We start from the raw sequence: 26,013 nt of genomic DNA, 5'->3' as shown, positions 1-26,013 counted from the left end.
GTGGTGGTCGATGAGAGGCATCGTGGCGCCGCGGGCCGCGCGGACGAAGCAACCGGGCGGCGGGTCGGCCCGGGAGGGTGGCGACGGAGACACTTCCTGTACAGTTGTCCAGGAAATCGACTCGTAGGAGGCCCACCGCCATGCAGACCGCCGCCCAGGCGCTGGTCGCGCTCGTCGCGCTGATCCACGCCTACTTCCTCGTCCTGGAGATGTTCCTCTGGGACACCCCGCGCGGACGGAAGGCCTTCGGTACCACCGAGGAGTTCTCCAAGGAGAGCGCCACCCTCGCCGCCAACCAGGGGCTCTACAACGGATTCATGGCCGCCGGCCTGGTCTGGAGCCTGATCGCGGGCGATCCGGTCGCCCACCAGGCGCAGATCTTCTTCCTGACCTGCCTGATCGTCGCCGGGGTGTACGGGGCGGCCACCGTCAGCCGCACGATCCTGTACGTCCAGGCGGCGCCCGCCGCCGTCGCGCTCGCCCTCGTACTACTGGCGGGCTGAGCGCATGACGCCGGCCGTGACGGACGGCAGCAACGACCCGCGTACCGCGCGCACCCGCGGCAGGCTCCGCGAGGCGCTGCTGGAGGCCTGTGCGGAGCGGCCGCTGGACCGGGTCAGCGTGGCGGACGTGGTGCGCGGGGCCGGCGTCGGGCGCGCCACCTTCTACCTGCACTACGACGACCTGCGCGCCCTGGCCGTGGACGCCTGCGCCGATGCCGTACGGGAAGCCGTCGAGGCCCTGCACGCCTGGGGCCGGACACCGCCCGGCCCGGACGCGCCGCCGGAGGAGCTCGTCGCCCTGCTCCGGGAGATCCGCAGCCGGGCCGCCGTCTACCGGAGCCTGCTCGGGCCCGGCGGCCCCCTCGGGGAGCTGCTGCACCAGGAGCTCCGGCAGTACAGCCTCGACGAGCTGCGTCGCCGCAGTCCCGCCGGAAGCGGCCACGACCTCACCGCGAGCGCCGTCGCCGGGCTCTTCACCGGGATGCTCGCCGACTGGGTCCACGACCGGATCGACGCCGCACCGGAGCAGCTCGCCGGGCGGATCTGGCGCAGCCTCCTCGCCGTGCACGCCGTCGCGGCGTCTCACGGACAGAGCACGGTGACCGCCGCTCCCGCCGCACCTCTAGGCTGAAAGCGCACGCAGATCGAAGAAACAAGGGGTTACGACGTGGCGGTACGAGCGGTCCGTGGAGCCGTCCAGCTGGAGCGGGACGAAGCCGGACACATGGACGAGCAGGTGGGTGCGCTGCTCACCGCGATCCTGGAGCGCAACCAGATCGTCGCCGACGACCTGATCAGCGTCTGGTTCACCGCCACCCCCGACCTGCACAGCGACTTCCCGGCCGCCGCCGCTCGCGGCCTCGGCATCGTGGACGTCCCGCTGATCTGCGCCCAGGAGCTCGACATCACCGGGGCCATGCCCCGGGTGGTCCGCATCCTCGCGCACGTCGAGACGTATCTCTCCAAGGCAGAGATCAGCCACGTCTACCTCGGCGCCACCGGCGCCCTCCGCAAGGACATCGCCCAGTGAGAACAGCCGTCGTCATCGGAACCGGCCTGGTCGGCACCTCCGCAGCCCTCGCTCTCGCGGGGCGGGGTGTCCGTGTCCACCTCGTCGACCGGGACGCCTCGTCGGCCGGGACGGCGGCGGCGCTCGGGGCCGGCACGGAAGAGGCGCCCGAGGGCCCCGTCGACCTGGCGATCATCGCCGTACCGCCCGCGCACACCGCCTCCGTGCTGGCCACAGCCATGCGCGACGGTGTCGCCCGCGGCTACCTGGACGTCGCCAGCGTCAAGGGCGGTCCCCGCCGCGAGCTGGAGGCGCTCGGCGTCGACCTCACGCCGTACATCGGTACGCACCCGATGGCCGGCAAGGAGCGCTCCGGCCCCCTCGCGGCCACCGCCGACCTCTTCGAGGGCCGCCCCTGGGTCCTCACCCCGACCCGGGACACCGACACCGAGGTCCTCAACCTCGCACTGGAGCTGGTCGCGCTCTGCCGCGCGGTCCCCGTCGTCATGGACGCCGACGCCCACGACCGCGCCGTCGCCCTGGTCTCCCACACCCCGCAGCTGATCTCCTCGATGGTGGCCGCCCGACTGGAGGAGGCCGACGAGACCGCCGTACGCCTGTGCGGCCAGGGGATCAGGGACGTCACGCGGATCGCCGCCTCCGACCCCCGGATGTGGGTGGAGATCCTCTCCGCCAACCCGGGCCCGGTCGCCGACGTACTGGCCGGGGTCGCCGGCGACCTGGACGAGACGGTACGGGCGCTGCGCGGTCTCCAGTCCGCCGACGAGGACAAACGCCGCGCGGGCACCGAAGGCATCGAGGACGTCCTGCGCCGCGGCAACGCAGGCCGGGTGAGGGTGCCCGGAAAGCACGGGGCCGCCCCGGCGTCGTACGAGATCGTGGCCGTGCTCATCAGTGACCGGCCCGGCGAACTGGCCGGGATCTTCGCCGACGCCGGCCGGGCCGGGGTCAACATCGAGGACGTACGCATCGAACACGCCACCGGTCAGCAGGCCGGTCTGGTCCAGCTGATGGTGGAGCCGAGCGCGGCGCCCGCGCTGAGCGCGGCGCTCAGCGAGCGGGGCTGGTCGATCCGCCCGTAGCCGGCCCGCCCGTGGCAGAACGGCGCCGACAGGGGTGCAAGGGCCCTCCCCGCACTCGGTAACCTTGGGGGAGGCCGTCCCGTGGCCCCGCTCCGCCCACCCCGCGTACCAGGAAGGTGTCCACCACCGTGGAAACCGTAAGCGCCGCCGCCCGGACCGCCCCGGCCGCAGTGATCGTCGCCATCGACGGTCCCTCCGGCACCGGCAAGTCGAGCACCTCCAAGGCCGTCGCCGCCCAGCTCGGCCTGAGCTACCTGGACACCGGCGCCCAGTACCGGGCGATCACGTGGTGGATGCTGAGCAACGGCATCGATGTGCAGAACGCGGCCGAGGTCGCCAACGCCGCCGCCAAGCCGGTCATCGTCTCCGGTACGGACCCGGCCGCCCCGACGATCACCGTCGACGGCGAGGACGCCTCCGGCCCGATCCGTACCCAGGAGGTCACCTCCAAGGTCAGCGCCGTCAGCGCCGTCCCCGAGGTGCGCACCCGGATCACCGAGCTGCAGCGCTCCATCGCCGCGGACACCGAACGGGGCATCGTCGTCGAGGGCCGGGACATCGGCACGACCGTGCTGCCCGACGCCGACATCAAGATCTTCCTGACCGCCTCCCCGGAGGCGCGCGCCGCCCGCCGCAGCGGTGAGGTCAAGGGTTCCGATCTCGCCGCCACCAGGGAGGCGCTGATCAAGCGGGACGCAGCCGACTCCGGCCGCAAGACCTCGCCGCTGGCCAAGGCCGGTGACGCGGTCGAGGTGGACACCACCGAGCTGACCCTCCAGCAGGTCATCGAGTGCGTCGTCACCCTCGTCGGGGAGAAGCAGGCCGCGAAGTGACCGAAGCCACTGCCGCACCCACACTGCGCGGAGCGGCCGTCGGACGGGGCATCGGTATCGGGCTCATGTACGGGCTGTTCAAGCCCCGTGTCCTCGGTGCGTGGCGGGTGCCCGCCGCCGGACCCGTCATACTCGCGGTGAACCATGCGCACAACATCGACGGACCGATGCTGATGGGCACCGCGCCACGGCCCGTCCACTTCCTGATCAAGAAGGAGGCGTTCGTCGGCCCCCTCGACCCGTTCCTGCGCGGAATCGGTCAGCTGAAGGTGGACCGTACGACCGTCGACCGGACCGCCATCACCCACGCCCTCGGCGTGCTGGAGAACGGCGGGGTGCTCGGGATCTTCCCCGAGGGCACCAGGGGCGAGGGTGACTTCGCCTCCCTGCGGGCAGGACTCGCGTACTTCGCGGTACGCGGCGGGGCGCCGATCGTGCCCGTGGCGGTCCTGGGAAGCACTGAGGGCCGCGGACGGTTGATATCGGCACTGCCTCCGCTGCGCAGCCGGGTCGACGTCGTCTTCGGCGATGCCTTCCAGGCCGGAGACGGCAGTGGGCGGCGCACGAGGAAGGCGCTGGACGAGGCGACGCTTCGTATCCAGGGAAAGCTGACCGCGCACCTGGAAAACGCCAGGCGCCTCACCGGGCGCTGAGCGAGACTTGAGTAGTGGGCCGCGCGATCGTGGCCCATCGATGATGATGCAAAGAGGGAACGGACTTCATGAACGACCAGATTCACTCCGACGGCTCGGACCACGAGCACGGAGCACTTGGCGATGCCGAGTACGCGGAGTTCATGGAGCTCGCCGCGCAGGAGGGGTTCGACCCCGAGGAGGTCGAGGGCGCGATCGGTGAGGCCGGTCACGGACCGCTTCCCGTCCTCGCCGTCGTCGGCCGCCCCAACGTCGGCAAGTCGACCCTGGTGAACCGCATCCTCGGCCGCCGCGAAGCCGTCGTGCAGGACAAGCCGGGCGTCACCCGTGACCGGGTGAACTACGAGGCCGAATGGGCCGGCCGCCGCTTCAGGCTCGTCGACACCGGCGGCTGGGAGCAGGACGTACTGGGCCTCGACGCCTCCGTCGCCGCCCAGGCCGAGTACGCGATCTCGACGGCTGACGCGGTCGTCTTCGTCGTCGACGCGACAGTCGGCGCGACCGACACCGACGAGGCCGTCGTCAGGCTGCTGCGCAAGGCCAAGAAGCCCGTCGTCCTGTGCGCGAACAAGGTCGACGGACAGAGTGGCGAGGCGGACGCGACCGCCCTCTGGTCGCTCGGTCTCGGCCAGCCCCATCCGGTCTCCTCGCTGCACGGCCGCGGCACCGGCGACATGCTCGACGCAGTCCTGGAGGCGCTGCCCGAGGCGCCGGCCCAGACGTTCGGCACCGCCCTCGGCGGCCCGCGCCGCATCGCGCTCATCGGCCGCCCCAACGTCGGCAAGTCCTCGCTCCTGAACAAGGTCGCCAACGAGGACCGTGTCGTCGTCAACGAGATCGCCGGCACCACCCGTGACCCGGTCGACGAGCTGATCGAGCTCGGCGGCATCACCTGGAAGTTCATCGACACGGCCGGCATCCGTCGCAAGGTCCACCTCCAGGAGGGCGCGGACTACTACGCCTCGCTGCGCACCGCGGCCGCCGTGGAGAAGGCCGAGGTCGCCGTCATCCTGATCGACTCGAGCGAGTCCATCAGCGTCCAGGACCAGCGGATCGTCACGATGGCCGTCGAGGCGGGCCGCGCGATCGTGGTCGCCTTCAACAAGTGGGACACCCTCGACGAGGAGCGTCGCTACTACCTGGAGCGCGAGATCGAGACGGAGCTCGCGCAGGTCGCCTGGGCCCCCCGCGTCAACGTCTCGGCCGTCACCGGCCGGCACATGGAGCGACTGGTCCCGGCGATCGAGACCGCGATCCAGGGCTGGGAGACCCGCATCCCGACCGGTCGGCTGAACGCCTTCCTCGGTGAGATCGTCGCCTCCCACCCGCACCCGGTCCGTGGCGGCAAGCAGCCCCGCATCCTCTTCGGTACACAGGCCGGCGTCAAGCCGCCGCGGTTCGTGCTCTTCGCCTCCGGCTTCCTGGAGCACGGCTACCGCCGTTTCGTCGAGCGCCGCCTGCGCGAGGAATTCGGCTTCGAGGGGACCCCGCTCCACATCTCGGTCCGGGTGCGCGAGAAGCGCGGCCGCAAGAAGTAGCTGCAGAACGAAGCCCCGGACCACTCGCACGGAGCGAGTGGTCCGGGGCTTCGTCGTGCCCTCAGGCGTCCGCGGACCCGGGCGGCAGCGCGGCGGGACGGGCGCGCCCGGCATGCCGCCCGACCCGCTGCCAGGACCCGATGTTCCCGGCGTGGGTGCTCTGGTTCCCCTGCCCGTTCGCAGCCGTGCGGCCGCTCAGCGGGGCACGGCTGCCGAACATCCCGGTGCCGAACGTTCTGAAGCCGAGATTCTCCTCACCGCTCCGGTCCCCCGGCAGCGCACGGAACGACCGCCGGTACTCGGAGTACAGCGCGTCGTAGATCGGGGTGGGGGACTTGCCGCCCAAGGGGTCCTGCGACGGGCGCATGGCCGGGATCGGGGTCTGGTGGCGCGGGGGGTCGTATGAGTGCACGTAGGTGCCAACGACCTCACCGCCCGTCGGATGCGGGCCGGGCTGAGAAAACGCTGATCGGCGGGTGTGGGAAGGGAGCACGGACACGATCAGGTCCCGGCCAGCGGCATCGACGCGGCGACCAGGAGCCCGTTGACCGCGGCCTTGTCCAGCGCGTCGCGGAGCAGGTCCTCGCGCGGCTGCTGGCCGATCGAGCCCGCCGGGGCGGCGAAGACGAGCACCGTCTGCGACTTGTTCGCCGCCGTCCGCCAGCCCTCGGTGACCTGGAGCGGCTGATGGGCCTGCCACCAGGCGACCGGGTTGCCGCCGCCGGCGCCCGGCTGCAGCACGGCGTGCAGCTGGCCCATGGCGAGCAGAACCGACCAGCCGGGGAGCACACCCGGCAGACGGTTCAGATCGGGCGTGTGCTGGAAGCCCTGTTCCAGCAGCAGCTGGAGGAACTGGTCGCCCCCGAGGCCGTCCGTACCGGGCCGGGCGATCGGGCCGGTCGGTTCGACGACGAGGGCCGGGCGGAGATCGTCCCCGATGAGGACGAGTCCGCTGGTGATGCCGAGGACGGCCTGTTGGGGCATGAGACTCTCCGCGTTCTGTGGCTCGCTGCCGGTGATGGATCGCACGGCGCCCTGCAGCTGGTCCTCCGCGACCTGGACGACCTGTGACGGGATGCAGGTCGCGTGGGCGAACGCGAGCACGGCGGTCTCGTCGCCGATGAACAGCACCGTGCTGGTGCGCTCCTGGTCGGAGTCGCCGGGTGTGCGGCAGGAGGTGCAGTCGTAACTGCCTGGGGCGTTGTCGCCGACGAGCAGCCGGTCGGCTTCGGCATCGCCGATCTCGGCGCGTACGTCCTCGCTGACGTCGAGCATGCGCGGCACGGGTGGCTCCTCGAACTCGGTGCGTGGGCCGGGCGGTTCCCGGCTCATGAAGAGACAACGGGCGATCCGGGGCCGGGGTCACGCGCGAATCGGGAGGAGAAAGCGGGAGAGTCGGCAGGCCGATACATCGACAGACCGGGAGAGTGATCCGGAGTCGGGTATTCCGTGAGCGAGCCTGCCACGCACGGGAGTTCGTTCGAATTGTCACGACTCTGTACGACTCCTGTGCGAGCTCTGTGTGCACTCCTGACGCCGCGTAAGGTCCGTTGCAGACCAGTCGACCAGGGGAAACGACTACGTAATGCACATTTCATTTCTGCTCCACAACGCGTACGGCATCGGGGGAACGATCCGTACCACCTTCACTCTCGCGCAGACCTTGGCCGAGCAGCACGACGTCGAGATCGTGTCCGTCTTCCGGCACCGTGACGAACCCGCGCTGGGTGCGCCCGGCCGGGTACGGATGAGTCACCTCGTCGATCTGCGCAGGTCGAGTCCGTACTACGAGGGCGGCGCCGGCGAACATGCCAGGCCCGCCGCGGTGTTCCCGCGCGGCGACACCAGGCACCGGCAGTACAGCAGGCTCACCGACACCCGGATCGCGGCGCATCTGGGCGCGCTCGAAGCGGACGTCGTCATCGGTACGCGCCCCGGCCTGAACGTCCACATCAGCGCACAGGCGCGGCGTGGGCCGGTGCGGGTGGGCCAGGAGCACCTCACGCTCGACAGCCACAGCTACCGGCTGCGGCGGGAGATAGGCCACCGGTACGGACTGCTCGACGCGGTCACCACCGTCACCGAGGCCGACGCCCGCGACTACCGCAGCAGGCTGCGGCTTCCCGGCGTACGGATCGAGGCCATCCCGAACAGCGTGCCGGCGCCTGCGGGCCCACCCGCGGAGTCCGATGCCAAGTGGGTGATCGCGGCGGGCCGGCTGCACCGCGTCAAGCGGTACGACGTACTGGTCCGGGCCTTCGCCGAAGTCGCGGCCGCCCGCCCCGGCTGGCGGCTGCGGATCTACGGGGCCGGCGACGCGAGCGGCAACGAGCAGCAGACACTGCGCGGACTCATCGACGGACTCGGGCTCCAGGACCGGGTACGCCTCATGGGGTCGGTCCATCCGATGGAGACGGAGTGGCCCAAGGGCTCCATCGCCGCGGTCACCTCCGAGCGCGAGTCGTTCGGCATGACCATCGTCGAGGCGATGCGCTGCGGCCTGCCGGTCGTCGCCACCGACTGCCCGCACGGCCCGGCCGAGATCATCGACGACGGCACGGACGGGCGGCTCGTGCCGGTGGGGGACACCGCGGCGTTCGCGCGTGCCCTGCTCGCTCTGATCGACGACGACGAGCTGAGGCGGCGGATGGGACGAGCCGCACTGGCCGCCTCGGCGCGGTTCGACCCGGCACCGATCGCGGAGCGGCACGAGAAGCTCTTCACCGAGCTGGCCGCGCGAGGTGCGCGGGGCCGTTCCCGAAGTGCGGTGCGCACCGTGATCCACCGCTCCAGGGGCACGGTGCTGGACGGAGCGTATGCGCTGCGCTACAAGGCGGCCGACGCGCTGCGCAAGGGGCGGTCCGTCTGAGCTCCGGCCACGGCATCCCGGATCGTTTCATTCCGGATAGCGCGGACGTACGGGGTCTGTGGGGGAGGCGCCGGGGCAATCGTAAGGCCCGCATAAGGCCGGGTGAATTCCGGATGGCGAAACTGTTTGCGCTCCCCGCCGTGATCCCGGGGGAATGCGGATCGCGCGCCGTATCTCCTCCCGCAATTTCCCTTCACGGATGCCGGGTTGTCATTCCCGTGACGGTCCGCATTCTTACTGTGTGCGCCTGAACTGCTCGTTCGGGTGAAGCGGTTCGACGTACACGCGTGTGGGGATCCTGTGACACAAGCGTGACCGGTGAGGTACCTGGGGATGCATCGCCGGCCGATTCCGCCCCGGCTTCCGTCACGGTGCAGGGCCGCCTACGGTGAGAGGTATGGCACCTATACCGAACCCTCCCGCCCAGCCGGACGACACCCCCGAGTCGTATGTCGGCCTCGACGCCGAGGCTGCCGAACGGCAGGCCAGGGCGCGTGGCTGGAGCACGGTGAGGGCTCTTGCGCCGGGCACGTTCATCACCATGGAGTTCCTCGGCGGGCGGATCAACTTCGAGGTCGACGCCTCCACAGTGACCCGCTGCTGGGTGGGCTGACCACCCTGTACGAGCGAAGGCCCCGACACAGGTCAGGGCCTTCGCTCGTACAGGGAAACGGCTGTGCGGACCGTCCGCGCAGGTCAGGGGGCGACTGATCCGCCCGGTACCGGGTGGGCCGGAGTCGCGTTGCCCCGGGGTGTGCGGTCCGCGTGCGGCGGTCGGCGTGAGCCGGCCGGGGTGATCGGAGTCCGTTCCGAACGGACCGTGTGCGGGGGGTGCGTCCTCGCCCGGGCGCCCGCGCCCGTGTGGCCGGCGGTCGCCGGTGTCTCGGGTGCGGAGTCACAGCCCTCGGTGTGTTCGGCGCCGAGGGTGGTCAGTGACTGGGGCAGGAGAACCGGCGAGGGCCCGTCCACGGCGACCGGGGCGGCAGCCGGGAGCCTGCGCCGCGCGCGCCACTGCTCGCGCACCGACAGGACCCAGATCTCCGTACGCGTGATCAGCGGCTCGAACCAGGGCAGGGCCAACAGGATCAGCAGACCGGCCGCCCAGCCCAGCAGGACGTCACTGAGCCAGTGCGTGCCGATGTAGACGGTGGTCAGCCCCACGCCCAGCGAGACGAACGCCGACAGGGCCGACAGATAGCGCCGGGCGCGCGGGGTGGTGGCCAGGTAGGCAAGGATTCCCCAGGTCACCACGGCGTTGGCCGTGTGTCCCGAAGGAAATATATCGCCGCCTGCGAAGAGCTCGGCCGAGCCGATTTCGGTGGCGTAGTGCGGACCGAGCCGCCCCAGGCCGAGCTTGACCGCCCCCACCGTCACATTGAGCAGCAACAGCGAGGCGCCCAGCGTGAGCAGGGGGCGCAGCGTGTGCTGGCGCCAGGAGCGCCAGCCGAGCCAGGAGGCGACCATCACGGCCGTGGGGCCGCGCTGGCCGAGCACGACGTAGTAGTCGAGGAAGGCATGGAGTCCGGGCCACTGCTGATAAGGCCGGAACAGCATGACCTTCCAGTCGAGAGCCACCAGCCAGGACGAGACCAGCACGGCAACGACCATGGCGAGATAGAACGCCAAAGTCCCGCCGAAGAGAGCGATGCGGTGAGGACTCATCCGCGGGATCTCTATCTTCGGCGGTTCCGGCTCCCGGTCCAGCCGGGCAAAGATGTCGGTACGCACGCAAAGGACGTTACAGCGAGTGAGTGTGCGATCCGGCCGATCCCGCGTCTTTGTGATGACGATGTGATGTGGACTTTGTCTCAGACCGGCATCTATTCCGGGCGTCGCGAAGAATCCGTCCGGCCCTGTGGGCTATTCGTTCCGGCAGTAATTCGTAGGAATGTTTGATCATCGGTGTAATGGTGCGGCGCATCTTTCGTATGTATTCACCCGGCCGTTCGGGGGAGGCGTCGTACGGCCGCCGGGGCGGCGTGCGGGGCGCCCGGCAGGCAGCCGACGCACCGGTGCGCAAGGCCGCGGAAGCGGCCCCGCAGGCGGAGCGGGAGTGGCGTACGCCACACTCGGGGCCGGGCGAAGGTATGAGGTGGACCACGTCTGACCACGTGGAACTCGCGTACGCTGACGGCTCACTCGCCCGTCGATGCCGGACCTGAGGGACGCCGAAAGCAGGGGCCCCGGTAGGTCTGCCGAGCGCGAGGGACTCATTGGGAGGTACGTATATGAGCGGGACGTCCACGGCTGTGACCCGGCTGCGCGCAGCAGCCGGCGGTGCCAACCGCTGGGTCGTTCTGGTCGTCCTTTGCCTCAGTCTGCTGCTGGTCGCGCTCGACGCGACCGTGCTGCACGTCGCCGTCCCCGCCGTCACCGAGGATCTGCGGCCGAGCGCCGTCGGCCTGCTGTGGATCGTGGACGCCTATCCGCTGGTCTGTGCCTCGCTGCTGATTCTCTTCGGCACGCTCGGTGACCGGATCGGCAGACGGCGCGTCCTGCTGTTCGGGTATGCGCTCTTCGGGATGGCCTCCGCGCTGGCGGCCGCGGCCGACACTCCCGCCGTGCTGATAGCGGCGCGTGCCCTGCTCGGTGTCGGCGGCGCGATGATCATGCCGGCGACGCTGTCGATACTCCGCCAGGTCTTCCCCGACCGCCGCGAGCGGGCTCTGGCCATAGGGATTTGGACCGCGGTCGCCGCCGTGGGTGCCGCCGCCGGACCGGTCATCGGCGGATTCCTCGTCGAGCACTACTGGTGGGGTTCGGTCTTCCTCATCAACATCCCGCTGATGGCCATGATCCTGCCGCTCGGCCGCTGGCTGCTGCCCGAGTCACGCGGCACCGGAGAAGGTCCCTGGGATGTGGTCGGCGCCCTGATGGCGGCGGCGGGTGTGCTCGGAGTCGTCCTCGGGGTCAAGCGGATGGGCAGCGGCGAGGGCGTGCTGGACCTCGCCGGTGTCGCCCCGCTGCTTGCGGGCGCCGCGCTGCTGGTGCTTTTCGTGCGCAGGCAGAAACGCCGTACGCATCCGTTGATCGACATCGCGATGTTCTCCCGGCCCGCCTTCACCACTGCCGTCGGCTGCATCGTCCTCGCGATGCTGGCCCTGGTCGGTCTGGAGCTGATCGCTGTCCAGTACCTCCAGCTGGTGCTGGACCTCAGCCCGCTGGAAACCGGTCTGCGGCTTCTTCCGCTGACCTTCGCCGCGATGGCCGCCGGTGCCACCGGTTCGTACACCCTGAGCCGTATCGGCCCCCGCCGCATGGTCGGCTGGGGGTTCGTGCTCACCGCGGCATCCGTGCTCCTGCTCACCCTGATGGGGCAGCACGACCGGCCGGCGCTGCTCACCGTCGGCTTCGTGCTGCTGGGCTTCGGGCTGCAGTCCACGCTCTTCGGGGCGTACGAATCGATGCTCAGTGAGGCGCCCGCCGAACGGGCCGGCGGCGCGGCGGCGATCGGCGAGACCTCGTACCAGCTGGGCGCCGGTCTGGGCATCGCCCTGCTCGGCAGTGTCATGAACGCGGCCTACGCACCCGGACTGGCACGGCTCCACGAGGAGGGAGTGCCCGCCGCGGCCGGCTCGGCCGCCTCGAACTCGCTCGGCGAGGCCTACCAGGTGGCGGCGCAGCTGGGTGGTCCGACGGGTGACCTGCTGCGGACCACGGCCCGGCACGCCTTCGTCCAGGGCCTGCATGTCACGCTGCTGGTCAGCGCCGGTCTGCTGTTGCTCGGGGCGCTGGCGGCACTGCGGCTGCCGAAGGCCATGGACTGTGCTCCGGCCAGGGAGGCCTGCCGGGCGCGTGCGGCCGAGCCGGTAATTTCCGGGCCGCGTTCCGAGCCGCGTGCGCTGCCCGTGCAGAAGCGGCCGGGGCGTCGGCTCGCTCTGCCCGCGCGGCGTGAACCCGCCGAGGCCACGAGCTCTGGACGGGCGCCGCGCTGAGCCGTAACGTCGGCACGACGCCGTAACTATCACTGCTAGTTTTTAGTACCGTGCGAGCCGCCGGAGGCACTCCCATGTCCGTGAAGCCGTCGAAACTCCCGCCGTTCGACCCGGCCGACCCCATCGGCATCGACGATCTCCTCGACCCGGAGGACCTCGCGATCCGCGACACCGTGCGCACCTGGGCGAGTGACCGCGTCCTGCCGCACATCGCCGAGTGGTACGAGAACGGCGAGCTCCCCGGCATCCGCGAGCTGGCCCGCGAACTGGGCTCCCTCGGCGCGCTGGGCATGTCCCTGCAGGGATACGGCTGTGCGGGCGCCACCGCGGTCCAGTACGGCCTGGCCTGTCTGGAGCTGGAGGCGGCCGACTCCGGGATCCGCTCCCTGGTATCCGTCCAGGGCTCGCTTGCCATGTACGCGATCCACCGCTTCGGCTCCGAGGAACAGAAGCAGCAGTGGCTGCCCGGCATGGCGGCCGGCGAGATCATCGGCTGCTTCGGTCTCACCGAGCCGGACCACGGCTCGGACCCGGCCGGGATGCGGACCTACGCCGAGCGGGACGGCGAGGACTGGATCCTCACCGGCCGCAAGATGTGGATCACCAACGGATCGGTCGCCGGGGTCGCCGTCGTCTGGGCCCAGACCGACGAGGCCGACGGCGGCTCCGGAATCCGTGGCTTCGTCGTGCCCACGGACAGCCCCGGGTTCTCCGCGCCGGAGATCCGGCACAAGTGGTCACTGCGTGCCTCGGTCACCAGTGAGCTGATCCTGGACGGCGTGCGACTGCCCGCCGATGCCGTACTCCCCGGCGTCACCGGTCTGCGCGGCCCGCTCAGCTGTCTCAGCCACGCCCGCTACGGCATCGTCTGGGGGGCCATGGGTGCGGCGCGCGCCAGTTTCGAGTCGGCCGTGGACTACGCGAAGACCCGGGAACAGTTCGGCAGGCCGATCGGCGGCTTCCAGCTCACCCAGGCCAAGCTCGCCGACATGGCCGTCGAACTGCACAAGGGCATCCTGCTCGCCCATCACCTGGGCCGCCGGATGGACGCGGGCAGGCTCCGTCCGGAGCAGGTCAGTTTCGGCAAACTCAACAACGTGCGGGAAGCCATCGAGATCTGCCGCACCTCACGCACGATTCTCGGCGCCAACGGGATCTCGCTGGAATACCCGGTGATGCGGCACGCCACGAATCTGGAATCGGTGCTCACCTACGAGGGCACCGTGGAGATGCACCAACTGGTGCTGGGCAAGGCGCTCACCGGTCTGGACGCCTTCCGGTAGAAGGCGGACGGTGAACCGGACCTGTCCGGCGAGCGCCCTGCTCAGCTCTGGTTGAAGAAGCCGTCGGCCGGCCGGCCGACGGCTTCGGTCACCACCTGGGTGTCGGCGGGGGTCAGGAGGAAGACCCGTGTGGCCACGCGCTCGATCGAGCCGCGCAGGCCGAACGTCAGACCGGCGGCGAAGTCCACGACGCGCTTGGCATCGGTGGGGTCCATGGCCGTGAGGTTGACGATCACCGGTACACCGTCCCGGAAGAGCTCGCCGATGCCGCGCGCGTCCCGGAAGCTGTCCGGGGTGACGGTGGCGATCCGGCGGTCTCTGCCCTCGGCCGTCTCGGCGGCCACCTGTACGCGAGGGTCGGTAGCCCAGGCCTGGTTCGTGCCGGTCTCAGCATCCTCGGAGTACTCGTCGTCGTAGTACCGCTCGTCGTTGTCCTCTACGAGGCCCAGCCAGGCACTCGCCTTGCGCACCGATCCCATGGACGCCTCCTCTCACCGCGGTTCCTTGTTGTCCGCATCTCTTTCCTGTCCCTATGGTCGTCCATGATGCGGATACTGCGCCAAGGGGATAGTCGGCGCGCAGGGGATTCGTGACGGTACTGGTGCAGAGGATGTGGCGATTCGTCAAGGTTCCTCCCGTATAAGGCCGCTTGCGGGAGGAAAATATGATGCTCCGGGCCGTACGGGTGACATGGGGGACGTACGGGTGAACGGGTCACTCGATACGATGCACGCCGCGCATGTGCACGAGCGCGGCGCATCAGGTGAACGACTCCCGGGGGATCGTCGTGTTCGGAATCGTGAGGCCCTGTACCCACAGACTGTCCGAGGGGCTCAAGACGGAGTGGATGGCCCATCTCTGCGGATTGTGTCTCGCCCTTCGTGCGGACCACGGGCAGTTCGCCCGGATCGTCACGAACTACGACGGGCTGATCGTCTCGGTTCTGACGGAGGCTCAGACCGAACGGACCACGGGACAGCGGCGCACCGCGGGCCCCTGCCCGCTGCGCTCGATGCGGACGGCTCCGGTCGCGCGTGGCGAGGGGGCCAGGCTCGCCGCCGCAGTCTCGCTCGTGCTGGCATCGGCGAAGGTACGCGACCACGTGGCCGACCGGGACGGGCTGTTGAAGCGGCGTCCGGTCGCCGCCGCGGCGCGCCGGGTGGCCGCGGGCTGGGACAGGGCCGGGGCACGTACCGGCGCCGCGCTCGGATTCGACACGGCGGTACTGGTCGACGCCGTCGACCGGCAGACCGGGATCGAGTCACTCGCCGGACCGGGCACCCCGCTGCTGACGGTCACCGAACCCACCGAGACGGCGACGGCCGCGGCCTTCGCACACACCGCCGTACTCGCGGGCAAGCCGCAGAACGCCGCGCCGCTCGCCGAGGCCGGACGGCTCTTCGGACGGCTCGCCCATCTGCTGGATGCCGTGGAGGACCGGGAAACTGACGCGGCATCGGGTGCCTGGAACCCGCTCACCGCGACCGGCACCCCGCTCGCCGAGGCCCGGCGACTGTGCGACGACGCGCTGCACGGGATACGCCTCGCGATGCGCGACGCGGAGTTCACCGACAGCAAGCTCGCGCATGTGCTGCTGGTGCACGAGCTGCGGCGCTCGGTGGACCGTGCCTTCGGCTCGGCCTCGTGCTCGCATCAGCCGGATCAGCTGTCGGGATCCTTCGGCCCGCCGCCCGGCAACCCGTACGCGCCGACGCCCGGTGGTCCGCCCGGCACGCCCGGTCCGCCTCTCCCGCCCGAGCCGCCCCGCAACCGGCGCGGTCTGATCACCGGCTGCCTGGTGTGGGCGGGGCTCGCCTGCACCTGCCAGATGTGCTGCGGAAGCTTCCACGACCCCTGGTCGGGGCAGGAGCGCGAAGGCCTCTGCCGGAAGTGCGACTGCGGGGACTGCTGCGATGCCTGCGACTGCTGCAGCAACTGCTGCAGCTGCGGCGGGGAGGACGGGGGCTGCTGCGACTGCGACTGCGGGTGCGACTGCTGAACCGGCCGGACCGGCAGCCGCACCCGGAGGCCTCACGTGAGGCGGTCACCCGTCGGGCGATCACGCGTGAGGCGGTCGCACGACCTCACTTGATCTCGGGCGGCGAGATCTGGGACGTCTTGATCGCCGACCCGGCGGTGCCCCACTTCTTCAGGATGCGGTCATAGGTCCCGTCCGCCTTGAGGCCGTTGACCGCCGCCTGGAACGCGGGCGCCAGCGGGGTGCCCTTCTTGAAGGCGAAGCCGACATCGAGCCGTTTGAACTCGCTGAGGAAGCGCAGCCCCTTCTGCTGGGACACTGCGTAGCGCAGCCCGTTGATCGTCGACATCACGACATCGCTGCGGCCCTGCTGGAGTGAGATCCAGACGGCGGCCGGGTCGGCGTACGTCTTCACGTCGTACGCCTTCTTGCCCGCGTCCGCGCACACGTGCTTGTTCTTCTCCAGCGTCGCCTCGAACGTGGTTCCGGCGCCGGTGGCCACGGTCAGGCCGCAGAGCTGGGTGAGGTCGGTGACGTCCTTCAGCTTGCTGTCGTCGCGGACGGCGAAGCCCTGGCCGTCGTTGATGTACGTCACGAAGTCGATCGTCTTCCGGCGCTCGTCGGTCACCCCGAAGTTGCCGGTACCCAGGTCGTACTTCCCGCTGCCGAGCGCCGGAAGGATCGCCTCGAACGAGGCGACCTCACGCTTCAGCTTCAGTCCGAGGGCCTTGGCCGCCGCGTCCGCGAACTCGATGTCCGCGCCGGCCAGCGTCCTGCCGTCCTCCAGATAGAACGCTCCGGGCGGTGAGCCGATGCTGGAGGCGATGGTGAGCGTGCCGGAGGTGCGTACCCCGGCGGGCAGCAGCTTCGCCGCAGCCTCGTTCTTCTTCACCGACGAGACCACATCGGCCGTGGAGAACTTTCCCTTGCCCGCGGATCCGGTGCCGGCAGGCGAGGCCGCCGGGTCACCCGATCCGCAGGCGGTGAGCGTGAGTGCGGCAACGGTGATCAGGGCGTAGGCAGCGGTGTGCCGGGTTCGGGGCATGACGGAAATTCTCCGGATTCGTCGACCGCGCTCCGGTGCGGGACAGCACGGAGTGGCGGGGCGGGAGATCAGCTGTACGAGGGGAGGGTGCAGCGGCGTTGTGTACGTGAAGGCACGCGGGAAATCTGCTCGAGCGCCGACAGGGGCGCGAGCGGGGAAACGCGGAAAAGCAGGGGGTCAGCTCAACAGGAACAGGACCACACGCGACCGAAGTCGATGTGGGAGCGGGTGACCAGCCACTGCTGCGAATACATGGCCCCAGTGGAACAGGCATCCGGGTGCACGTCAACTGGCCTGAGACGTACGGCTCACAGTGTGGACAGGCTTGACAACAGGCCCTGGACAGCGGTTGTCTCGGAACCGGACCGGCGCTGAGGGGCCCGGTCCACGTTGTGTTTCCGCTGAAGGCACATCCCGTGTTCGATCTCTGCATCCACGGAGCCTTCGCATGTCTGCGCAGACAGATACCCTCCCTCCGCCGCTTCCCGCCCCGCCCGCCAAGCATGACGAAGTCTCCGCCCCGCGCATCGTCCCGGTCCGGCGAACGGGACAGTGGGCAGCCGCCGTTGCCGTCCTGCTGCTTCTCGCGGGGGCGCTGAGCTCGGTCATCCGTAACGACGCGTTCCAGTGGGACGTCGTCGGTGACTACTTCACCACCGCCTCCGTGCTGCGCGGCCTCGGACTCACCCTGTGGCTCACGGCGCTCGTGATGGTGCTCGGCTTCGCCCTCGGCACGCTCCTCGCCGTGCTCAGACTCTCCGGCAACCGTGTGCTGCAGGCCGTCAGCTGGGGATACATCTGGCTGTTCAGGTCCACTCCGATCCTGGTCCAGCTGCTCTTCTGGTTCAACATCGGCGCGCTCTACCCGGAGGTTTTCGGCGTCAGCACGGTGAACCTCCTCGGCCCCATCGCCGTCGCCGTCATCGGACTCACCCTCCACGAGGCCGCGTACGCAGCCGAAGTGGTCCGCGGCGGCATTCTGTCCGTCGAGCGCGGACAGCTGGAGGCCGCCCAGTCGCTCGGCCTCGGACCCTGGCGCCGGCTCCGGAGGATCGTGCTTCCACAGGCCATGCGCTCCATCGTCCCGCCCGCCGGGAACATGCTGATCGGCACGCTCAAGGGCACCTCGATCGTCAGCATCATCGCCGTGCAGGACCTCCTCTACTCGGTGCAGCTCGTCTACCACCGCACCTACGAGGTCATCCCGCTGCTGCTGGTCGCCACTCTCTGGTACATCGCCGTCACGTCCCTTCTGTCCATCGGGCAGTACTACGTCGAACGCCACTACGCACGCGGCACGGCGGTCGCCCGATGAGCGGCGTGCCGGCCCTCGTCATCATCGGCGGCGGACCGCGCGGCACCGGCGTCATCGAACGCATCGCCGCCAACGCGGGTGACCTGTACGAGGACCGGCGCCTGGACATCCATCTCGTCGACCCGTATCCGCCCGGCGGCGGCCGGATCTGGCGACAGGACCAGTCCCCGCTTCTCTGGATGAACTCCATGGCCGAGGACGTCACCATGTTCACCGACGACACGGTGCAGCAGGACGGCCCCGTACGGCCCGGCCCCGCCCTGCACACCTGGGCCGCCGACGTCCGCGACGGGCGGACCACGATCGACACCGCCCCCGCGATACTGGAGGAGATACGGGGTCTCGGCGCCCAGGACTTCCCGAGCCGACGGCTGCAGAGCGCCTATCTGCGCTGGGTGTACGAGCAGGCGATCGCCGCGCTCCCGCCGGGCATCACCGTCCACGAACACCTCGGGCACGCACGGCAGATCACCGGTCCCCGCGACGGCCGGCAGCGCGTCTGGCTCGACGGGCGCGCCGAGCCCCTCCTCGCCGACCTCGTCGTCCTCACCGTCGGCCACCTCGACGCCGAACTCGACCCCGCGCAACGGGAACTGGGCGACTTCGCGGATCGGCACGGGCTGGTCCATCTGCCACCCGACTTCACGGCCGACAGCGACCTGACGGCCCTGCCCGCGGGCGAGCCGGTCATCGTCCGAGGCTTCGGTCTCGCCTTCATCGATCTGATGGTCCTGCTGACCGAGGGGCGTGGCGGACGGTACGAGAACGGGGTCTACGTCGCCTCCGGCCGGGAACCCGTCCTGTACGTCGGATCGCGGCGCGGCGTTCCGTACCACTCGAAGATCGGCTACAGCTGGACAGGTGAACGGCCGCCCCTGCCACGCCACTTCGGACCCGACCGGGTGAACGAACTGCTCAGCGGTTCCGGATCCGTGGACTTCCGGAGCGATCTGTGGCCGCTGGTCACCAAGGAGCTCGGCCACGCCCACTACCACCGGCTCTTCACCACTCACCCCGAGCGCACCGCCGTCGGATGGAACGACTTCGAGGAGAAGTACGCCGTCGCGGAACCGGGCAGCCCCGAGCTGCAGGCCCTTGTTTCCTCGGCCGTTCCCGACCCCGCCGACCGACTCGACCTGGAGGCGCTCGACCACCCGCTGGACGGGGTGCGCCATGCCTCGTACGACACACTGCAGGACGGGCTGCGCGGTTACATCACCGCCGACCTGGAACGCCGCCACGACCCCGGCAACAGCCCCGATCTCGCCGTCTTCCTCGGACTGCTGTCCGTCTACGGGCAGCTGATCCACTTCGGTGACATCGGCGAACGGTGGCACAGCTTCTTCAGCTACCTCGCCTCCGGACCGCCCGGCCCACGGCTCCGTCAACTCCTCGCCCTGTCCCGCGCCGGGGTCGTCCGCTTCCTCGGTGCCGGGCTCACCGTCGAGGCCGACGAGGAGCAGGGCGTCTTCCGGGCCTCCGGCTCGACCGTGCCCGGAGCGTTCACCGAGGCCCGGGCGCTGGTCGAGGCCAGGCTGCCCGACCCGTCCCTGCGCCGCACCCGCAGTCCGCTGCTGCGCGGACTGTACGAGGACGGGGCCGCCGGCACCGACACGGGGCTGCTCTCCGTGGACGCCGGCGACAGCCGGATCCTGGGCGTCGACGGCAGCCCGCACCCGCGCCGCTTCGCCCTCGGGCCGTACACCACCGCACGGTCGAGCGGCGCCTTCACCAGGCCGCGCACCGGCGGACCGGCCTTCCGGCAGAACGACGCCACCGCCCGCACGGCGCTCGCGTTCCTGCGCGACCTGTCCTGTCGTGACCGCCGCGCCGCGTGAGTGCGGCACCTCCTCCCGTACGCACGTCGCCGAAGGAATCCGAATGCCGCTGACCAGTGATCCACCCATCGACAAAGAGACCGCACGAACACCTCCGCCCGACGACGCCGGCTTCGCGGAGCTGACCGTCGTCCCTCTGCGCCACCCCTGGCGCTGGGTCGCCGTCGCGGCCACCGCGGTGCTGGTCGCCCAGTTCCTGAACGGGCTGATCACCAACCCCGGCTGGGAATGGGACGTCTTCGCCAGCTTCTTCACCACCGAGACCATCCTCAAAGCAGTCTGGGTCACCCTTCAGCTGACCTTCTACGGGACGGTGCTCGGCTTCGCACTCGGCATCGTCCTCGCCTTCATGCGGCTGTCCGCCAGCCCGTTCCTCAGGGCGGTCGCGTACGCCTACATCTGGGCGTTCCGGTCGATCCCGCTCATCGTCCAGCTGCTGTTCTGGTTCAATCTCGCCTACCTCTACAAGGAGCTGCAGTTCGGCATCCCGTTCGGGCCCGGTTTCCTCTCCTTCGACACGATGAACCTCGTCGGAGCGATGAGCGCGGCCGTCCTCGGGCTCGCGCTGCACCAGGCGGCCTACGCCGCCGAGATCGTCCGGGGCGGCGTACTGGCCGTGGACAGTGGGCAGTTGGAGGCGGCCGCCGCCCTAGGGATCCCCCGGCTGCGGCAGTTGCGGCGGATCGTGCTGCCGCAGGCGATGCGCTCCATCCTGCCGAACGCAGCCAACGAGATCATCTCCCTCTTCAAGGGCACCTCCATCGTCTCCGTGATGGCGATCGGCGAGCTCTTCTACCAGGTCCAGGTCGTCTACGGCCGCAACGGCAGGGTCGTGCCCCTGCTGATGGTCGCCACGGTCTGGTACATCCTCCTGACCACCGTGCTCACCGTCCTCCAGTACTACGTCGAACGTCACTACGCCAAGGGGGCCGTGCGATGAGCGCACCCACAGATGTATCCACAGACGAACCCACGAACGCCATGGTCGAGATCCGCGCCGTGCACAAGAGTTTCGGCTCCCTCGAAGTGCTCCGCGGCATCGACCTGTCCGTACGGGCGGGAGAGGTGACCGTCGTCCTCGGCCCCTCCGGCTCGGGGAAGTCCACCCTGCTGCGCACCATCAACCACCTGGAGAAGGTCGACCAGGGCTGGATCAGTGTCGACGGCACCCTGGTCGGCTACCGCCGTTCCGGCAACAAGCTGTACGAGCTCCGCGAACGCGAGGTCCTGCGCCAGCGCACCGAAATCGGCTTCGTCTTCCAGAACTTCAACCTCTTCCCGCACCTGACCGTCCTCGAGAACATCATCGAGGCCCCGGTCGCAGCCCTCGGCCGCACCCGCAAGGACGCCGTCGCCGCGGCGGAGACCCTCCTCGCCCGGGTCGGGCTCGCCGACAAGTCGGGGGCGTACCCCAAACAGCTCTCCGGCGGCCAGCAGCAACGCGTCGCGATCGCCCGCGCGCTCGCGCTCGAACCGAAGCTGCTGCTCTTCGACGAGCCGACCTCCGCGCTCGACCCGGAACTCGTGGGCGAGGTCCTCGACGTCATCAAGGACCTGGCGCACCAGGGCACCACGATGATCGTCGTCACGCACGAGATCGGCTTCGCCCGTGAGGTCGCCGACACCGTGGTGTTCATGGACGAGGGGCGGATCGTCGAGCAGGGGCCGCCCGCCGACGTACTCGACCGCCCCGTCCAGGAACGCACCCGCGCCTTCCTCTCCAAGGTCCTCTGAGCCATGCCGCCGCCGTCCATGCCCCCGCCGTCCGAGTCCCCGCCGTCCGAGTCCCCGCCGTCCGAGTCCCCGCAGTCCCAGTCCTCGCCCTCAAGGAGCAGTCACGTGTCCGTCCCCCGCACCCTCGCCGTCGCCCTCGCCACCCTCACCGCCGCCGGACTGCTCACCGCCTGCGGCAGCGGCGACGCCGCCACCGACGTGGTGCGCCCCAAGGGGCAGAAGGACAGCGGGATCAACATCGGGCCCGACCAGAAGAGGATCAGAGGCAAGAAGGTCGACACCATCGCCGCCACGGTGCCCGACGCCGTCCGTGAGCGCGGCACGCTCCGGTTCGGCGCGAGCGCCGACGCCTCACCCCCGCTCGGCTTCTACGCGACCGACGACAAGACCCGGATCGGCAGCGAGATCGACATAGCGACTCTGATCGCGGACACGCTCGGACTGAAGCCCGAGTTCGACGAAGTCTCCTGGGAGAACCTCTTCGTCGGCCTCGACAGCTCCAAATTCGACGGCGTCCTGTCCAACGTCACCGTGACCGAGGAGCGCAAGGAGAAGTACGACTTCGCCACCTACCGGCTCGACAACATCGCGTTCGAGGCGAAGAAGGGCTCCGGATGGAAGGTGACGGCGCCCGAGGACGTGGCGGGAAAGACGATCTCCGTTGCCTCGGGCACCAACCAGGAGAAGATCCTCGTCGACTGGAGCGAGCAGAACGTCAAGGCCGGGCGGAAGCCGGTGGAGATCAAGTACTTCCAGAAGGACACCGACTACTACCTGGCCCTGCAGTCGGGCCGGATCGACGCCTACCTCGGCCCGAGCCCCTCGGCCAACTACCACGTCGCGTCGGCCGGGCAGTCCGAGATCGTCGGCACGCTCTCCGGCGGTGGCGACGGCGTCCAGGGGAAGATCGCCGCCACCACGAAGAAGGGCAGCGGCCTGGTCGAGGCGTACGGCGCGGCGATCGACCACATCGTCCAGGACGGCTCCTACGCCAAGGTGCTGAAGCGCTGGGGACTGTCCAACGAGGCCGTCGACAAGTCCGAGATCAACCCGCCCGGCCTCCCCAAGACCAAGAACTGACCCCGAGAGGTCCCCGTAATGTCTGCCACCAGGCCACTCCATCTGGCCGCCGAGATCGGCGGCCCGCCGCGTTACGACGCCGCCTCCCACGTCGCGCTCGCCCGCCTCGCCGAGCGGGGCGCGCTCGACTTCGTCACCCTCAGCGACTCCTTCGCCCGGCCGGGCCCGGACGCGCTCGCCGTGCTCGCCCGTGTCGCCCCGGCCACCACCCGGATCGGTCTCGTACCGACCGTCACCACCACACACACCGAGCCCTTCCACGTCTCCTCCGCCGTCGCCACCCTCGACTGGGTCAGCGGGGGCCGGGCCGGCTGGCACGCCGACGTGTCGACCACCGAGGCCGAGGCCCGGCTGTTCGGCCGGCGCGATGCCGCACCCGCTGCCGCCCTGTGGCGGGAGGCGGGCGAGACGGCCGACGTCGGAGCCCGGCTGTGGGACAGCTGGGAGGACAACGCGGAGATCCGGGACGTCGCCACCGGCCGGTTCATCGACCGCGACAAGCTGCACTACGTCGACTTCGAGGGCAGCACCTTCTCCGTACGGGGCCCGGCCATCGTGCCCCGGCCACCGCAGGGCAGGCCCGTCACCGTCATCGACGGCACGAGCGGCCCGGCACGGGAGCCCGCCGCGCGGTACGCCGACGTCGTGTACGTACGGGCCACCTCGCCCGAGCAAGCGGCCTCACTCCGCACCGATGTGCGCCGCATCGCCGCAGCGCACGGCCGCGATCCCGACACCCTGCGGGTGCTGGTCGCCCTCACCGTCGACCTCGGGGACGCCGAGACGGCACCGGAACCGGGGCTGGAGAGCGGTCCGCAGCTCGCCGGGCGGGGGACCTACTTCCGGGGCGGCCCGGTCGACCTCGCCGAACTCATCACCCAGTGGCACCGGGGCGGGGCCGTGGACGGTTTCCACCTCACCCCCATCACCCCCGGGCGCGACCTCGAAAGGATCGTCAACGGCACCGTGGCTCTGCTCCAGCACCGCAGCCTGTTCCGCACCTTCTATCCGGGGGGCACACTCCGTGAGCACCTCGGTCTGGCCCGCCCGGCCAACCGCTTCGCGCTCGCGGGTGCTTCGGGGGCGAGCTCATGAAGCAGATGCACCTCGCCGCCCACTTCCCCGGCGTCAACAGCACCACCGTGTGGGCCGATCCCCGCTCCAGGAGCCAGATCGACTTCGCCTCCTTCGAGCACCTGGCCAGAACCGCGGAACGCGGCAGATTCGACTTCTTCTTCCTCGCCGAAGGGCTGCGGCTGCGGGAGCACAACGGCCTGATCCACGACCTGGACGTGGTCGGCCGGCCGGAGTCCCTCACCGTCCTGAACGCCCTGGCCGCCGTCACCGACCGCCTCGGGCTCGCGGCCACGGTCAACGCCACCTTCAACGAACCGTACGAACTCGCGCGCCGCCTCGCCACGCTCGACCACCTCAGTGGCGGGCGCGCCGCCTGGAACGTCGTGACCTCCTCCGACGCCTTCACCGGGGAGAACTTCCGCCGCGGCGGTTACCTCGACCGCGCGGACCGCTACACCCGCGCCGCCGAATTCGTCGCCACGGCACGTGAGTTGTGGGACTCCTGGTCGCCGGACGGGACGTCCCGTCCGTTCGCGCACTCCGGACAGCACTTCGAGGTCTCCGGGGAGTTCACCGTCCCCCGCTCCCCGCAGGGGCATCCCGTCGTCATCCAGGCCGGGGACTCCGACGAAGGCAGGGAATTCGCCGCATCGGCCGCCGATGTCATCTTCACCCGGCACGGCACCCTGGAGGCCGGGCGGGTCTTCTACGCAGACGTCAAGGCACGGCTGGCGAAGTACGGCAGGCAGCCGGACGACCTGAAGATCATGCCCGGTGTCACCGTCGTCCTCGGCGACACGGATGCGGAGGCACAGCAGAACGCCGCCGAGATCCGCAAGCAGCAGGTCTCCCCGCAGAACGCCGTCCTCGCCCTCGAACAGGTCTGGGGCCGCGACCTCTCCTCGTACGACCCGGACGGTCCCCTGCCCGACATCGACCCGGACCCCGAGTCCGGTCTGGTGCAGGGCAGGGTCCGGGTCGCCGATCCGTTGGCCGTCGCCGCCAAGTGGCGTGCCCTGTCGGCAGCCAAGGGGCTGTCCATCCGGCAGACGGTCATCGAGTCCACGGCCCGGCAGTCCTTCATCGGCTCCCCGCAGTCGGTGGCCGCCGAACTGGAGACGTTCGTCTCCACCGACGCGGCCGACGGCTTCATCCTCGTACCGCACCTCACACCGGGCGGCCTCGACGACTTCGTCGACCGGGTCGTCCCGGTCCTCCAGGAACGCGGAGCCTTTCGCTCCGAATACACCGGCACCACCCTCCGGTCGCACCTCGGCCTGGCAGAGCCGGTATGGAAAGGTTGATCACATGAGCACGGACGCACAGCAGGACAGCCGGGACAGCGAGGACTTCCGGGAGTGGCAGCGGTGGCACGAGGAGCGCATCGTCGCGGTGGCGGCACCGCACGGCCCGCTCTCCCTCACGGGCACCCACTGGCTCTCCGACTACCCGGACGGTCGAATTCCGGCCGTGCCGGGGCAGTGGCGTGAGGACGGTGACGAGGTGGTGCTCACCGCCGACGCCGAGGACGGGCTGACCGTAGACGGAAAGCCACTGGCCGGCGAGGTCAGGCTGGCCGCGGACCGCGGGCCGATCGACGCATCCCGGGTGGCGCAGGGAGAGCGCCGGCTGGTCGTACTGAGCCGTGAAGGCCTGTGGGCGGTACGGGACTTCGACCCGCAGTCACCCGCACGGCACAGCTTCCGCAGCATCGACGTCACACCGTACGACCCGCGCTGGTCGCTGGAGGGCACCTTCCGCCCGTACGGCACCGACCGGACCGTCCGGGTGGAGAACGCCGACGGGCGCGAGCGGGGGCTGGGGCTCGGCGGCGAGATCGCCTTCCAGCTGGACGGAGCGGAGCACACGCTCCAGGTCGCGGTCGAGCCCGACGGCTCCCTCTGGGCCGTATTCGCCGATGCCACCAGCGGAGACAGCAGCTACCGCTTCCGCTTCCTGCGGCCCCAGGCCCCGGACGAGGCCGGCAAGGTCAGGGTCGACCTCAACCGCGTACTGCTGCCGCCCTGCGCCTTCGCCGACCATTTCATCTGCCCCTTCCCGCCGCCCGGCAACACCCTCTCGGTCGCGGTTCCGGCGGGGGAGCGGAACCGCATCGACGCCTGATCCGTCCCACTCGCGACGCAGCGGCCCGGCCATCCGGCCCCGTCAGCCACAGAGCTGCCGGGGCCGCCCCCGCTGCGCGTCCGCTACGGCCGAAAA

Annotated in this window: 25 protein-coding genes; 20 read left to right on the top strand and 5 right to left on the bottom strand. The window is 70.2% G+C overall.

What is annotated here, in order from left to right:
- The first annotated feature begins 140 nt into the window (after window positions 1-140).
- The 7 genes from ACFWBQ_RS04960 to der all read left to right on the top strand — a co-directional run bounded on the left by ACFWBQ_RS04960 (window position 141) and on the right by der (window position 5,639).
- On the top strand, window positions 141-503 hold the full coding sequence (locus ACFWBQ_RS04960) for a DUF1304 domain-containing protein (RefSeq protein ID WP_385483923.1): 363 nt from the start codon (window positions 141-143) through the stop codon (window positions 501-503).
- Window positions 504-507: 4 nt separating this feature from the next.
- Window positions 508-1,134 carry a TetR/AcrR family transcriptional regulator gene (locus tag ACFWBQ_RS04955; protein ID WP_385483921.1) on the top strand — a complete coding sequence of 209 codons (627 nt, stop codon included), beginning with the start codon at window positions 508-510 and terminating at the stop codon, window positions 1,132-1,134.
- Window positions 1,135-1,170: 36 nt separating this feature from the next.
- On the top strand, window positions 1,171-1,533 hold the full coding sequence (aroH, locus tag ACFWBQ_RS04950; protein ID WP_056786131.1) for a chorismate mutase: 363 nt from the start codon (window positions 1,171-1,173) through the stop codon (window positions 1,531-1,533).
- Window positions 1,530-2,615, top strand: coding sequence for a prephenate dehydrogenase (locus ACFWBQ_RS04945; protein WP_385483919.1), 1,086 nt, complete (start codon window positions 1,530-1,532; stop codon window positions 2,613-2,615). Before aroH ends, ACFWBQ_RS04945 begins: the two co-directional genes overlap by 4 nt.
- 116 nt (window positions 2,616-2,731) lie before the next feature.
- Window positions 2,732-3,448 carry a (d)CMP kinase gene (cmk, locus tag ACFWBQ_RS04940; protein ID WP_385483918.1) on the top strand — a complete coding sequence of 239 codons (717 nt, stop codon included), beginning with the start codon at window positions 2,732-2,734 and terminating at the stop codon, window positions 3,446-3,448.
- Window positions 3,445-4,101 (top strand): lysophospholipid acyltransferase family protein, encoded by a 657-nt coding sequence (locus tag ACFWBQ_RS04935; RefSeq protein WP_385483916.1) that lies wholly within the window; start codon window positions 3,445-3,447, stop codon window positions 4,099-4,101. Before cmk ends, ACFWBQ_RS04935 begins: the two co-directional genes overlap by 4 nt.
- Window positions 4,102-4,169: 68 nt before the next feature.
- Entirely contained in the window at window positions 4,170-5,639 is a 1,470-nt protein-coding gene (der, locus tag ACFWBQ_RS04930; RefSeq protein WP_385483915.1) for a ribosome biogenesis GTPase Der, read from the top strand.
- A gap of 61 nt (window positions 5,640-5,700) precedes the next feature.
- On the opposite strand, the gene ACFWBQ_RS04925 is transcribed toward der, so the two are convergent.
- Together ACFWBQ_RS04925 and ACFWBQ_RS04920 are read right to left on the bottom strand one after the other, a co-directional pair.
- On the bottom strand, window positions 5,701-6,006 hold the full coding sequence (locus ACFWBQ_RS04925) for a hypothetical protein (RefSeq protein ID WP_385483913.1): 306 nt from the start codon (window positions 6,004-6,006) through the stop codon (window positions 5,701-5,703).
- Window positions 6,007-6,140: 134 nt separating this feature from the next.
- Window positions 6,141-6,923, bottom strand: a complete 783-nt coding sequence (locus tag ACFWBQ_RS04920; protein ID WP_385483911.1) for a hypothetical protein — start codon at window positions 6,921-6,923, stop codon at window positions 6,141-6,143.
- Between the two features lie 301 nt (window positions 6,924-7,224).
- Here ACFWBQ_RS04920 and ACFWBQ_RS04915 point away from each other — a divergent pair, with 301 nt between their 5' ends.
- The gene (locus tag ACFWBQ_RS04915) at window positions 7,225-8,508 is read left to right on the top strand and encodes a glycosyltransferase family 4 protein (RefSeq protein WP_385483910.1); all 1,284 of its coding nucleotides are present in this window, start codon (window positions 7,225-7,227) and stop codon (window positions 8,506-8,508) included.
- Between the two features lie 397 nt (window positions 8,509-8,905).
- Window positions 8,906-9,121: an I78 family peptidase inhibitor gene (locus tag ACFWBQ_RS04910; RefSeq protein WP_385483908.1), complete on the top strand. Its 216-nt coding sequence runs from the start codon at window positions 8,906-8,908 to the stop codon at window positions 9,119-9,121.
- 83 nt (window positions 9,122-9,204) lie between these two features.
- On the opposite strand, the gene ACFWBQ_RS04905 is transcribed toward ACFWBQ_RS04910, so the two are convergent.
- The gene (locus ACFWBQ_RS04905) at window positions 9,205-10,236 is read right to left on the bottom strand and encodes a phosphatase PAP2 family protein (RefSeq protein WP_385483906.1); all 1,032 of its coding nucleotides are present in this window, start codon (window positions 10,234-10,236) and stop codon (window positions 9,205-9,207) included.
- Between the two features lie 500 nt (window positions 10,237-10,736).
- Here ACFWBQ_RS04905 and ACFWBQ_RS04900 point away from each other — a divergent pair, with 500 nt between their 5' ends.
- Window positions 10,737-12,443, top strand: coding sequence for an MFS transporter (locus ACFWBQ_RS04900; protein ID WP_385483904.1), 1,707 nt, complete (start codon window positions 10,737-10,739; stop codon window positions 12,441-12,443).
- 74 nt (window positions 12,444-12,517) lie between these two features.
- Window positions 12,518-13,726 carry an acyl-CoA dehydrogenase family protein gene (locus ACFWBQ_RS04895; protein ID WP_385483902.1) on the top strand — a complete coding sequence of 403 codons (1,209 nt, stop codon included), beginning with the start codon at window positions 12,518-12,520 and terminating at the stop codon, window positions 13,724-13,726.
- 41 nt (window positions 13,727-13,767) lie between these two features.
- Here the strand turns inward: ACFWBQ_RS04895 and ACFWBQ_RS04890 are convergent, their stop codons facing one another.
- The gene (locus ACFWBQ_RS04890) at window positions 13,768-14,205 is read right to left on the bottom strand and encodes a cell division protein SepF (RefSeq protein ID WP_385483900.1); all 438 of its coding nucleotides are present in this window, start codon (window positions 14,203-14,205) and stop codon (window positions 13,768-13,770) included.
- Window positions 14,206-14,513: 308 nt separating this feature from the next.
- Between ACFWBQ_RS04890 and ACFWBQ_RS04885 the strand changes: the two genes are divergently transcribed.
- Window positions 14,514-15,725, top strand: a complete 1,212-nt coding sequence (locus ACFWBQ_RS04885; protein ID WP_385484012.1) for a DUF5685 family protein — start codon at window positions 14,514-14,516, stop codon at window positions 15,723-15,725.
- Window positions 15,726-15,810: 85 nt separating this feature from the next.
- On the opposite strand, the gene ACFWBQ_RS04880 is transcribed toward ACFWBQ_RS04885, so the two are convergent.
- On the bottom strand, window positions 15,811-16,749 hold the full coding sequence (locus ACFWBQ_RS04880) for an ABC transporter substrate-binding protein (protein WP_385483898.1): 939 nt from the start codon (window positions 16,747-16,749) through the stop codon (window positions 15,811-15,813).
- Window positions 16,750-17,197: 448 nt separating this feature from the next.
- Between ACFWBQ_RS04880 and ACFWBQ_RS04875 the strand changes: the two genes are divergently transcribed.
- From ACFWBQ_RS04875 to ACFWBQ_RS04840, 8 genes are all read left to right on the top strand, one after another.
- On the top strand, window positions 17,198-18,064 hold the full coding sequence (locus ACFWBQ_RS04875; protein ID WP_385483896.1) for an amino acid ABC transporter permease: 867 nt from the start codon (window positions 17,198-17,200) through the stop codon (window positions 18,062-18,064).
- Window positions 18,061-19,902, top strand: coding sequence for an FAD/NAD(P)-binding protein (locus ACFWBQ_RS04870; RefSeq protein WP_385483894.1), 1,842 nt, complete (start codon window positions 18,061-18,063; stop codon window positions 19,900-19,902). The genes ACFWBQ_RS04875 and ACFWBQ_RS04870 overlap by 4 nt, the downstream gene beginning before the upstream one ends.
- A gap of 43 nt (window positions 19,903-19,945) precedes the next feature.
- Window positions 19,946-20,842 carry an amino acid ABC transporter permease gene (locus tag ACFWBQ_RS04865; protein WP_385483892.1) on the top strand — a complete coding sequence of 299 codons (897 nt, stop codon included), beginning with the start codon at window positions 19,946-19,948 and terminating at the stop codon, window positions 20,840-20,842.
- 41 nt (window positions 20,843-20,883) lie between these two features.
- Complete coding sequence (locus tag ACFWBQ_RS04860) at window positions 20,884-21,636, top strand: amino acid ABC transporter ATP-binding protein (RefSeq protein ID WP_385484008.1); 753 nt, start codon at window positions 20,884-20,886, stop codon at window positions 21,634-21,636.
- Window positions 21,637-21,741: 105 nt separating this feature from the next.
- Window positions 21,742-22,716: an ABC transporter substrate-binding protein gene (locus ACFWBQ_RS04855; protein WP_385483890.1), complete on the top strand. Its 975-nt coding sequence runs from the start codon at window positions 21,742-21,744 to the stop codon at window positions 22,714-22,716.
- 18 nt (window positions 22,717-22,734) lie between these two features.
- Window positions 22,735-23,811 carry an LLM class flavin-dependent oxidoreductase gene (locus tag ACFWBQ_RS04850; protein ID WP_385483889.1) on the top strand — a complete coding sequence of 359 codons (1,077 nt, stop codon included), beginning with the start codon at window positions 22,735-22,737 and terminating at the stop codon, window positions 23,809-23,811.
- The gene (locus ACFWBQ_RS04845) at window positions 23,808-25,097 is read left to right on the top strand and encodes an NtaA/DmoA family FMN-dependent monooxygenase (RefSeq protein ID WP_385483888.1); all 1,290 of its coding nucleotides are present in this window, start codon (window positions 23,808-23,810) and stop codon (window positions 25,095-25,097) included. The genes ACFWBQ_RS04850 and ACFWBQ_RS04845 overlap by 4 nt, the downstream gene beginning before the upstream one ends.
- A gap of 4 nt (window positions 25,098-25,101) precedes the next feature.
- Window positions 25,102-25,917, top strand: a complete 816-nt coding sequence (locus ACFWBQ_RS04840) for a DUF1684 domain-containing protein (RefSeq protein WP_385483886.1) — start codon at window positions 25,102-25,104, stop codon at window positions 25,915-25,917.
- Window positions 25,918-26,013 lie beyond the last annotated feature (96 nt).

This window comes from Streptomyces sp. NPDC060035, assembly GCF_042736635.1.
GTDB lineage: Bacteria > Actinomycetota > Actinomycetes > Streptomycetales > Streptomycetaceae > Streptomyces.
Note: the sequence above shows the minus strand (reverse complement) of the source record. Positions and strands in the feature narration are given on the sequence as shown.

Bases quoted from the DNA above. Each gene is read 5' to 3' on its own strand.
- ACFWBQ_RS04960 (WP_385483923.1), top strand. From the start codon at position 141: ATGCAGACCGCCGCCCAGGCGCTGGTCGCGCTCGTCGCGCTGATCCAC.
- ACFWBQ_RS04955 (WP_385483921.1), top strand. From the start codon at position 508: ATGACGCCGGCCGTGACGGACGGCAGCAACGACCCGCGTACCGCGCGC.
- der (WP_385483915.1), top strand. From the start codon at position 4,170: ATGAACGACCAGATTCACTCCGACGGCTCGGACCACGAGCACGGAGCA.
- ACFWBQ_RS04925 (WP_385483913.1), bottom strand. From the start codon at position 6,006: ATGCGCCCGTCGCAGGACCCCTTGGGCGGCAAGTCCCCCACCCCGATC.
- ACFWBQ_RS04915 (WP_385483910.1), top strand. From the start codon at position 7,225: ATGCACATTTCATTTCTGCTCCACAACGCGTACGGCATCGGGGGAACG.
- ACFWBQ_RS04910 (WP_385483908.1), top strand. From the start codon at position 8,906: ATGGCACCTATACCGAACCCTCCCGCCCAGCCGGACGACACCCCCGAG.
- ACFWBQ_RS04900 (WP_385483904.1), top strand. From the start codon at position 10,737: ATGAGCGGGACGTCCACGGCTGTGACCCGGCTGCGCGCAGCAGCCGGC.
- ACFWBQ_RS04895 (WP_385483902.1), top strand. From the start codon at position 12,518: ATGTCCGTGAAGCCGTCGAAACTCCCGCCGTTCGACCCGGCCGACCCC.
- ACFWBQ_RS04890 (WP_385483900.1), bottom strand. From the start codon at position 14,205: ATGGGATCGGTGCGCAAGGCGAGTGCCTGGCTGGGCCTCGTAGAGGAC.
- ACFWBQ_RS04880 (WP_385483898.1), bottom strand. From the start codon at position 16,749: ATGCCCCGAACCCGGCACACCGCTGCCTACGCCCTGATCACCGTTGCC.
- ACFWBQ_RS04875 (WP_385483896.1), top strand. From the start codon at position 17,198: ATGTCTGCGCAGACAGATACCCTCCCTCCGCCGCTTCCCGCCCCGCCC.
- ACFWBQ_RS04870 (WP_385483894.1), top strand. From the start codon at position 18,061: ATGAGCGGCGTGCCGGCCCTCGTCATCATCGGCGGCGGACCGCGCGGC.
- ACFWBQ_RS04865 (WP_385483892.1), top strand. From the start codon at position 19,946: ATGCCGCTGACCAGTGATCCACCCATCGACAAAGAGACCGCACGAACA.
- ACFWBQ_RS04860 (WP_385484008.1), top strand. From the start codon at position 20,884: ATGGTCGAGATCCGCGCCGTGCACAAGAGTTTCGGCTCCCTCGAAGTG.
- ACFWBQ_RS04850 (WP_385483889.1), top strand. From the start codon at position 22,735: ATGTCTGCCACCAGGCCACTCCATCTGGCCGCCGAGATCGGCGGCCCG.
- ACFWBQ_RS04845 (WP_385483888.1), top strand. From the start codon at position 23,808: ATGAAGCAGATGCACCTCGCCGCCCACTTCCCCGGCGTCAACAGCACC.
- ACFWBQ_RS04840 (WP_385483886.1), top strand. From the start codon at position 25,102: ATGAGCACGGACGCACAGCAGGACAGCCGGGACAGCGAGGACTTCCGG.